This window comes from Pseudomonas sp. 18173 (assembly GCF_050432945.1).
In the GTDB taxonomy this organism is placed as follows: domain Bacteria; phylum Pseudomonadota; class Gammaproteobacteria; order Pseudomonadales; family Pseudomonadaceae; genus Aquipseudomonas.
Genome location: NZ_JBKFTN010000020.1, coordinates 125086 through 134568 on the forward strand (window position 1 = coordinate 125086; position 9483 = coordinate 134568).

The 9483-nt window shown below is 50.9% G+C and carries 7 protein-coding genes and 1 tRNA gene; 4 read left to right on the forward strand and 4 right to left on the reverse strand.

The window, feature by feature from the left end; translation table 11 throughout:
- Positions 1–38 precede the first annotated feature (38 nt).
- The gene (locus tag ACLD1X_RS21685) at positions 39–710 is read right to left on the reverse strand and encodes a Bax inhibitor-1/YccA family protein (RefSeq protein ID WP_104448405.1); all 672 of its coding nucleotides are present in this window, start codon (positions 708–710) and stop codon (positions 39–41) included.
- A 123-nt stretch (positions 711–833) separates the two neighbouring features.
- Between ACLD1X_RS21685 and ACLD1X_RS21690 the strand changes: the two genes are divergently transcribed.
- Positions 834–921 (forward strand) — tRNA-Ser (locus ACLD1X_RS21690).
- Positions 922–1125: 204 nt separating this feature from the next.
- Positions 1126–1335 (forward strand): hypothetical protein, encoded by a 210-nt coding sequence (locus ACLD1X_RS21695; RefSeq protein WP_150755771.1) that lies wholly within the window; start codon positions 1126–1128, stop codon positions 1333–1335.
- A gap of 311 nt (positions 1336–1646) precedes the next feature.
- On the opposite strand, the gene ACLD1X_RS21700 is transcribed toward ACLD1X_RS21695, so the two are convergent.
- Positions 1647–4256 (reverse strand): AAA family ATPase, encoded by a 2610-nt coding sequence (locus ACLD1X_RS21700; protein WP_429371130.1) that lies wholly within the window; start codon positions 4254–4256, stop codon positions 1647–1649.
- Between the two features lie 466 nt (positions 4257–4722).
- Positions 4723–5286, reverse strand: a complete 564-nt coding sequence (locus ACLD1X_RS21705; protein WP_429371132.1) for a hypothetical protein — start codon at positions 5284–5286, stop codon at positions 4723–4725.
- A 682-nt stretch (positions 5287–5968) separates the two neighbouring features.
- On the opposite strand from ACLD1X_RS21705, the gene ACLD1X_RS21710 reads away from it, so the two are divergent.
- Both ACLD1X_RS21710 and ACLD1X_RS21715 read left to right on the forward strand, forming a co-directional pair.
- Entirely contained in the window at positions 5969–7684 is a 1716-nt protein-coding gene (locus tag ACLD1X_RS21710; RefSeq protein ID WP_429371134.1) for an Eco57I restriction-modification methylase domain-containing protein, read from the forward strand.
- 44 nt (positions 7685–7728) lie between these two features.
- Positions 7729–8490, forward strand: a complete 762-nt coding sequence (locus ACLD1X_RS21715; protein ID WP_429371136.1) for a PaeR7I family type II restriction endonuclease — start codon at positions 7729–7731, stop codon at positions 8488–8490.
- Positions 8491–8755: 265 nt separating this feature from the next.
- On the opposite strand, the gene ACLD1X_RS21720 is transcribed toward ACLD1X_RS21715, so the two are convergent.
- Positions 8756–9483: DNA adenine methylase (locus ACLD1X_RS21720; protein ID WP_429371138.1), on the reverse strand; the 728-nt coding region annotated here is incomplete at its 5' end.

Genomic DNA, 9483 nt, shown 5'->3' on the forward strand with positions numbered 1-9483 from the left:
AACCCGCCTGAGCGGGTTTTTTACTTCAAGGCCGACGATCAGTCATCGCGACCCATGATGCCGAACAGCTGCAACAAGCTGACGAACAGGTTGTAGATCGATACATACAGGCTGATGGTGGCCATGATGTAGTTACGCTCGCCGCCATGAATGATGGCGCTGGTCTGGAACAGGATGCAGACCGAGGAGAACAGCACGAAACCTGCGCTGATCGCCAGTTGCAGACCGCTGATCTGGAAGAACATGCCCGCCAGCGTTGCACCCAGCAGCACGAAGAAGCCTGCCGTGATGAAACCGCCGAGGAAGCTCATGTCCTTGCGGGTAATCAGCACATACGCCGACAGGCCGCCAAACACCAGCGCCGTCATCGCGAACGCCGAGCTGACCACTTCAGCGCCGCCCTGCATGCCCAGGTAACGGTTGAGGATCGGGCCAAGCAGGAAACCCATGAAACCGGTCAGGGCAAATGCCGACACCAGGCCCCACGCCGAATCACGGAGTTTGTTGGTGAGGAAGAAAAGACCGTAGAAGCCGATCAGCACCACGAACACGTTCGGGTAGCCAACACGCATCTGCTGGGCAACGTAGGCCATCACACCGCTGAATGCGAGGGTCAGGGCGAGCAAGCCGTATGTGTTGCGCAGGACGCGGCTAACCTCTAGCTGCTCAGCCTGCACGCTGTTATTAACTGCGTAATCCTGTTCGCGCATGGCGACACTCCTGTTGGTTTGAAACGTTCAGTCGCAAAGATCATAACAGACGCCCTGCAACAAGCTATGCAGAGAGTTTGACAGTGTGTTTCATTCAGGTATTATGGCGCCCGCAACGCAAACGGAGGTGTGGCCGAGTGGTTTAAGGCAACGGTCTTGAAAACCGTCGACTGTAACAGGTCCATGAGTTCGAATCCCATCGCCTCCGCCATCTTTATACGACAAAGCCCTGATTATTCAGGGCTTTGTCGTTTCTGGAGTCTGTGAATCTGTGCAGTCTCTGGAGATCGTTACAAAACTATTTGGTAACCGTTACAAAACTTTCCTGATTTTCCCTCTCCCCCGCGTCCTGCCAACGGTTAAAAATCCTTCATGAAACGCAGTGCTACGCTGACCTCATAACCGAGGATTTTCGATGCCAAACTCAGACCTGCTCCCTTCCCTGCTGTTCAAAATCAACGAAAACCAGCTTGCCTTGGAGGCCGCCATCCTGGAACTGTCGAACTGGGTCGAGCAGCGTGGATCAGCCGATGTTGCCGACAACGTTCGTTGCGCCCTAGAAGCCATCGACAAGAACGAGGAATTCATCAAAATGACGCTCGCGGTGATGATGGCGCCGGAGTGAAGTTCATCGGCGACACACACGGCCCCTAGCACCCCATGCCGGGGACTAAATATACACAACCTATTGTTTTATAAGGAATATAAATCCTATTCCAAGTGACAAATCATCCGCATTTTAGTGCCTATGCAAACGGTAAAGCGTGGCCTGCAGCGGTGGTTTTGCGCAAACCTCCAAGCCAGCAATCACGTCTCTAAACGTCTTTAGAATCGCGGCAGTTCTCAGCTGCATACCATCTCAATTGATGATTTAGGCAGATTTGTGATTCACGGTCGATGGGGGGGGAAGGCCCGGCGTACCCGGGCTCGATACTGTTACGCTTCAGCTGGCTTAGCGCGAAACTTATTGACGTTATCGGCTAACCTTTGGATAGACTCGATATCATTTTTGATCTCCTCCAAATTAGCTACAGGTATTTCCTTATTAGCGGCTTGGAAATGCGCCTCGGTGATTCGATGACCTTTCTTCCAGAGCGCAACAATTTCATCAGCGTCCTGCTTTCGTAAACCCGTAATTTTATGGAGGTTCCCCACTCCAACCATATCACTAAACCGCGTTACGATACCATTTAACACCACATCTTCGACAACTCTCTCGACTGTGGCGCGAATATCGCTGTATATAAGCCGAACATCTCTAACTAAAGCCTCACCAGGATACATAGGCCAAGGCTCCATTTTTTTCGCTCGGGCCTCCAGCTGCCTCACCCTTTCTTTATAACCAGTTTTATCCCAAGGCAACCCTTGCTTGACAACTCCAGCTGCATCGCCAACCCATTCTAGGTGATGGACAATGTGGGGGATTTGTTTTTCCTCGTTAAGGGTATCGATAAGTTCGCTTAGAAAGGAGATGTCATGGGTCAACACTATAACTTGGCGGCTAGCTGACTCCTCAACGAGACGTTTTGCAACGAGGCGTCGCCTTACATGATCTAGCGAGGAAACAGGGTCGTCAAATATGATCCCCCCTCGGTGTTCCGATAGTTTAAGCTCAGCTAAGAATGCGCCTAGTGAGACAGCACGCTGTTCACCTTCACTCAGTACATGCTCAATTTTCCTAGCCGCTGGAAGATCTAACAGCAGAGTAAATTTTACAGTCCCACGATCGACTCGTTCCTTTAGTTTCGTTTTTATGTGTCCGATGCCGAGTTTTGTAAACTCTTCATCAAGCGCCTTCCGTAAAGAGTCGGTGATGATTTTCCCTGCAATGTCCTTAGATTTCGCGGACAAAACTCTAGGGTTCAAATCCGCCTTACAGGATTCGAGCTTAGCTCGATAAATTATCCTATCGTGCAGCGCCAAGATCGCTTCCGTTAGCGGTTCAAGCGTCTGCCTGGCTTTAAGCTCGACGAGTTCTTCAGACAGCTTCTTCAATTTCTCTGGGTCTGAAGCCCTTTTATATACTCTGGCCTTCCAAATTTTGATAGCAGCGAATTTTCTCAATTCAGCCACCGGACTCTCAGCCAGCTTTGGAGCTCCTTCCCAATCTAACGAGACTGCTGCGTCAAGCATCCATACTTTGTATGCATCTAGCTGTTTCTGATAGTGCTCCAAATCTTCAACCAGATTCGCTGGTGACCCTTCTAACTCAACCGCCAATGCTTTGTTGAATCCGAAGTCCAAACTCGAACGATCTATCTGATCTAAAATTTTTTCTAATGCAGATTTTTTTTCAGATGCTACCTTGGTGGCATTTTCACTTATAAAGTTATTGAAGCGTTGCATCCTGCCGATTACAGGCTCAATCGGTTGTTGGCAGAGCACACATGAAGCTCCCTCACCTTCGTGTGGGAAGTCATGTCCAGCATAAGCAACCTCACTCGAATATTTTTTCGCAGCTAGGAATAACTCTTTCCAAACGGCCTCCCCCGTACCGGGCAACAGCTCATCCTCAGCCCTAAGCAGTAGTGCAGCCGCTTCAACTCCCGCCTTGGCATCGGCTGACTCCTTGACGAAACGCTGTAATTTTTCCAGGGCTTTTTGAGTAGTGTACTTCTCTTTTTCCTTAATTGTTTTCGCCAAGCTTTTAATATGGGCTGCAGAAGTCTTCAGGTTTTGAAACTTGAGTATCGGATCTGGCTCTGCAATCGCTAGCTCTAGTGCACTGACCCGCTCATATTCCTCCGGCGACAGTGTTCCCAATCGAGATATTTCTTCCCGGTTAGTTTTCTCGCCAAAGCCCTCAAAAAGTTTGCCAACGGCAGTCTTTTTATCGAAGCCTGAAAGGATATCAAGTGACACGTCGACGCCCTTCAGTTCTTCGTTCAAGAGCGCTAGCACTTCCGGTACAACTTTGCTCGCGAGCGCTTCAACCACATCTAAGCCGCGAGGTAGATAAGCCGCATCGCCTTCGAGGAGATAGGCACTAGCGCAGGATGTGTCAAAGACGCTGACATAGGACAGTTCGGGAGGGGCTACTGAACCGCTGGTCCAGTGGAAACTCCTAACGTCTCCATTCAGGGACGCTGTAAACGTCGCCTTAGGCTTTCCCCCTTGTCCTCCAGCCCTAGTCACATCGCCAAGAATCTCCCCTCCCCTATCCCGTGCTCGACAAGCATGCTTCAGAACTCGCGCATAGCCTGACTTTCCTGCACCATTGCCCCCATAAATCACCGTGACTCCCTTCTCCGCGAATGGGAGCGTTTGCCCTGGCATGATTCTATTGACGTTCTGCAAATCGCTCATCGACTGAAGCGTAACGCTGATTGCGGCTTCGCCGCCTGCGGGAATATGGTCAGCGCTCAGGGGCACCGCTTTTAGCCCTTCAGGGACTTCAATACCTTTATCATGCTTCAGCAATGTATACAGGTCCCTAAAGTCCTGTGGATCTAATTGCTCATTTAGCAAGAGTCGACGCGCTGCGTCTCGTAGCCACAGCGATAGATCCTTTTCAGACCAGAGCAATACATCATTGAGTATCGACATGTTCCCTCCATGGACGGATTAACAAGGTGGCGGCGAGATAGCCAATAGACATCACCAAAATCCAGACTATGCGCCGCCATTTTGAAAATTGCTAGGCCACCCTAGACGTTGCCTTCCATCCGTCGATAATCGATATTTCTGAGTGTCCTCTTTTCGTCGGGCGCAGTACGTGGAAACGTCCGCTATTGGCGATAGCTGCCTGTCATGAAGGGCAGTCGACGACCGATTCTGTTGAAAAAATCGGCCATGGTTTACTCGGCAGAAAAGTACGCGCTTGAGATTGAAATCTTTACATTGAGCAGTGGATTTCGGGCTCAGATTTCGCGTAGCTGCACGCAAAACAGGCGTTTTCTGCGGTCAGTATGCGGGCAGTCTGGAAGAACCGACTTTTTCAACAGAATCGACCCATAGCTGCCTCTCGGGAGTGCTTCAAGTTGGCTATAACTCACCCCAGCCTCTGACCTGCTCAGAGCTCCCAATGTTCCTCGACCTGGTAGAGCGGCTTGCCGGCCATCAGCAACTTGATGGCATCTATGTGCGCCAGGTAGTCAGCCTCAGAGAACTTAGTCCATCGCGGATTACGCTTTTGCGCCGCGATGAATGCTGAACGCACCTTACCCATCGCGGCGCGGTTCTTCGACAGGAAACTGCGTAACCCTTTGAACAGTTCGAAGTCCAGCGGAGGATGGAGCAAGGCAACGCTCGGGTGTTGGTGGTGGCCGCCGCAGACCAGCACCGTTTTCAAGTAGATGTTGACTAGCTTCTGGGCACGGCCGAAGGAGAAATCGGTCACGCCCAAGCGCGCAGCCTCGGCCTCGATCTTCTTCATAAAGCTCATCTGCCATTTATCTACGTTCTGGCCGATGTGCTCTGGCCCTGTTACCTGGCCTAGGCCGCTTGCCTCTATCAGCTCGAAAGCCAAGGAGTTACCCCCGCCGGCCAGGCCGCGGCCATACGCGGCGGCGGCGCACCACTTGGCGTAGAGGTGTTTGTGTTTCTCGATGGGATACGGAGCTGCAGGTGTAGTCATGTGGATTTTTTACTCGCTAACATTTGAGTGGCCCCTTTTTTCTAGCGGCCTCTCTGCCTCATATATCTTGAAACGTCAGCTCTCGGCCAATTTTTTACCGCAGGCTGTTTTCCGAGATGTAAGCCTACGGGATGTGCCAATGACTAGAGCACGCGCGTAATTCTTTCATCCATCGTTAGGATTGACCGAACGATGATGGCACTGTGCATTTCCCTTGGAGAGGCATCGTGGCAATCTCTAAAATCGCCCTCAGATAGAGGAGCGATGTGGGCCCTCTCTGATCAGGCGCGCTGGCCAGCCTCCAGGCGGCCACGATTGGCTCACAAGGAGCTCTCAAGGAGATCAATAGAGTAAGACTAGGCAGTTCAGCTGTATCAGCGTCGACGATGATCGCTAACGGAAGTGGGATGGACATGAACGCCATAGCCTGCCGTATCACTGCTCTACCTCTCCCTGTTACAACGAGAGGCGCAAAGCGTATACCTGCCACAAGCCTCGATTATCGCGTGACGCTCTGAGAAAGGATTCATGTATCCTAGAACGTTTGTGGGCCATCTCTTTGTGGCCTTCAATAGCAACAAGCCAGACGTCAGAGCACGCCGGCACGTCGCAGATGATCAGGGCGATAGGATCCGTGATAGCACTCTTTCTTCGGCATATACCGCAACCAACGAGGTAGACGATGCACCCGCAGCCGATTTTGTTTCAGGCCCCGATCCCTTTTGTGGAGTGCCCTATCGCCACTGCGACAGAAGCGTTGGCATCGGGCGGTGGCATTGAAGCACTAGGGGCGATTTTTACTCGCATCGAGGTCGTCAATTTCATTTTAGACCTCACTGGATACACCAGCGATCGGCCACTGCACAAGCAAAGGCTTCTGGAGCCATCATTCGGCGCTGGGGACTTTCTATTACCTGCTATTGAGCGCTTGCTCGCCGCTTGGCGGGCAGACGGAGGGAGCGAACCTGAAGTTGAGGCGCTGGTGAACGCAGTTCGTGCCGTCGAACTTCACCGCGATACGTTCAACAGAACGTACTCGGCAGTAACAAAGCTACTTGTACAGAATGGTTTGTCGCCTGAGTCTGCTAAGAAACTAGCCGACGGATGGTTAATTCAGGATGATTTTCTGCTTCGATCATTCGATGGCGCTTTTGACTACGTCATAGGCAACCCCCCGTACGTAAGGCAAGAGTTGATACCAGCTGCGCTGCTCGCAGAGTATCGCCGTCGGTATCAGACTTTATATGACCGAGCTGACCTATATGTACCTTTCATTGAGCGCTCTCTTTCCCTGCTGTCAAAGGGTGGCCATTTAGGTTTCATATGCGCGGATCGCTGGATGAAAAACCGATATGGCGGGCCGTTACGGCAATTGGTCGCTGATGGCTTTCACTTGCAGATCTATGTAGACATGACCGATGTCCCCGCTTTTCATGCCGATGTCGTAGCCTATCCTGCAGTGACAATCATATGTAGGGAGAAAGCAGGAAAAACAATGGTTGCGCATCGACCAACTATAGATAAAACCAACCTAGCTGATTTATCCGTCAAACTTTTATCGAAAGAGCCGCCAGACCAAACAGGCGTAGTTCGAGAGTTAGCTAAAGTCACGAACGGCACAGATCCTTGGCTATTAGAGTCCTCTGACCAAATGGCGTTGATACGCAGGCTAGAAAATGAATTTCCCTGCTTAGAGGAATCAGGCTGTAAAGTAGGCATCGGCGTAGCTACCGGTGCGGACAAAGCCTTCATAGGTGATTTCGACTCCCTAGATGTAGAGCCCGACAGAAAGCTTCCACTTGCGACTACAAAAGATATAGCTTCAGGTGAAGTAATATGGAAAGGACTTGGAGTGATCAACCCCTTCAAAGATGAGGGTGGGCTTGTAGAGCTAGACAAATACCCACGACTTAGAAAGTATCTGGAGGCACGACGGGAAATTATCGCCGGACGTCACTGTGCAAAAAAAACACCTGGCAGTTGGTACAAAACCATTGACAGAATCACGCCTTCTCTTGCTGGCAAACAAAAGCTTCTTATTCCAGACATCAAAGGCGAAGCACACGTGGTTTATGAAGCAGGGAATCTGTATCCACACCATAATTTGTATGTTGTGACGTCGGACTCTTGGAACTTGCGAGCACTGCAAGCAGTTCTGATGTCCGCAGTATCAAGGCTATTCGTTGCGACGTACTCTACAAAGATGAGAGGCGGTTTCCTTAGATTTCAAGCGCAGTATCTACGTCGAATAAGACTTCCGTTATGGGATAGCATTCCCACAGCCCTCAGAACAGAACTCATCGAAGCTGCAGAAAGCCTAGACTTGAAGGCATGCAACGCTGCAACTTTCAAGATCTATCGCATGACCGCTGAAGAAATCCGATCTATTGGCGGATAAGATTTGCGGACACCTGACGCAAACTACTTACTAAAGGAATGAGCATGGACTTCAATTGGTTGGACGAACGAGTCAAAGATGCCGTGGGAAAGTTCTGGACCACGCGAGACGGAGGCCTAGGTGTCTTGGCTGGAAAAACATTGGACGCTTTCGTTCACATCATTGAGAAAACAGTTCGAGATAGCGGTCTAACAAACGCAAAGGCTTACACTGGAAAAAATACATCGCAGCTACCTGGATTCTTCAGACCACATAAGTGCTGGGATGTAGTGGTAATAGATAATGGAAAGCTTATTGCTGCCGTTGAGTTTAAATCTCAAGTCGGATCTATAGGGAATAACTTCAACAACCGCACTGAAGAGGTTTTAGGTAGCAGCTTAGATCTTCGCACAGCCATAGAAGAATCAGCATTTGGTGATGATGCCAATATATTTACTGGCTACATCATTGTAGTAGAGGATAGCGAGGCGAGTCGTGCCACGCCTAACATAAACATGTCTTTCTTCCCCGTCATGACTGGTTTTTTGCTGGATGAATCCGCTAGAAATATATCTTATGCCCCGCGCGACGATGCAACCTATCCTCGCGCCAAGGGAATATCATATATAGATCGTTATGATGTTATGTGCAAACGCTTGATGATGAAGGGGTTATACACTGCCACTGCGTTAATAGCTGCACCCAAAGAAGCCCCCACACAAGGCAGATACAATAGCGTTAGCGCTCAAACCAGCATACAAACATTTATGCTAAAGCTTGCAAACCATTGCGAGGTTATCGACAGCATCAACAATCAGACACTATAGCCTTATCGCTAAAAGCCCCCCGCCCCACGTAAAAAACGTGCGTGTAGCCGACGTTAAGACCTCACCCTTGGGCGGGAACTGAGCGCTAGCGACCCATACTGGTCGGCAATAGGGGGTTGGTAGTGAAAAGCGATGAAGTGCCCACCGACTGCAAGTAGCGCAGATCATGTTATATAAAAGCCCCGCAGAAGCGAGGCTTTTATAGTTTGAAGCGAATTGCATCATGAGCCGTGTCACTGACTAATATGGGTTGAAATCAGTCTCCTTAAAACAGCCCTCCAAGTGCTGCTGGTTCCCAGTTCATGATGACCAGTTCACCGCTGATCTCGGCCTTAGCCTCGCGTTGGTTAGTCGAGGTATAGCGGATATCCACCGTCTCAAAATGAAAGCCCTCGAACACCCGGCGGATGTCTGGGTGGTCGTTGATGCTGACCATTACCCTACCCTTGCAACGGCGCATGAAGTCAGCCATCCGCTCATAATTCTCAAATGGAAAATCCACCCCATAGCCTGCGGTCTGCCAGTACGGCGGATCCATGTAGTGGAAGGTATGGGCACGGTCATAGCGTTCGGCACATTCAAGCCAAGGCAGGTTTTCAACGTAGGTACCGGACAGACGTTGCCAGGCGGCCGAGAGGTTTTCTTCGATCCGCAGCAGGTTGATCGACGGGGTGGTGGTCGCGGTACCGAAGGTCTGCCCGGAGACCTTGCCGGCAAAGGCATGGTGTTGCAGATAAAAGAATCGGGCGGCGCGCTGGATGTCGGTGAGGGTTTCAGGGCGGGTCATCTTCTGCCACTCGAACACTTGGCGCGAACTGAGCGCCCATTTGAATTGGCGCACGAACTCTTCGAGGTGGTTCTGCACCACGCGGTACAGCGTCACCAAGTCGCCGTTGATGTCATTGAGCACTTCGACGGGGGCCGCCTGGGGCCGCATGAAGTACAGCGCGGCGCCGCCGGCAAAGACTTCGACGTAGCATTCGTGGGGTGGAA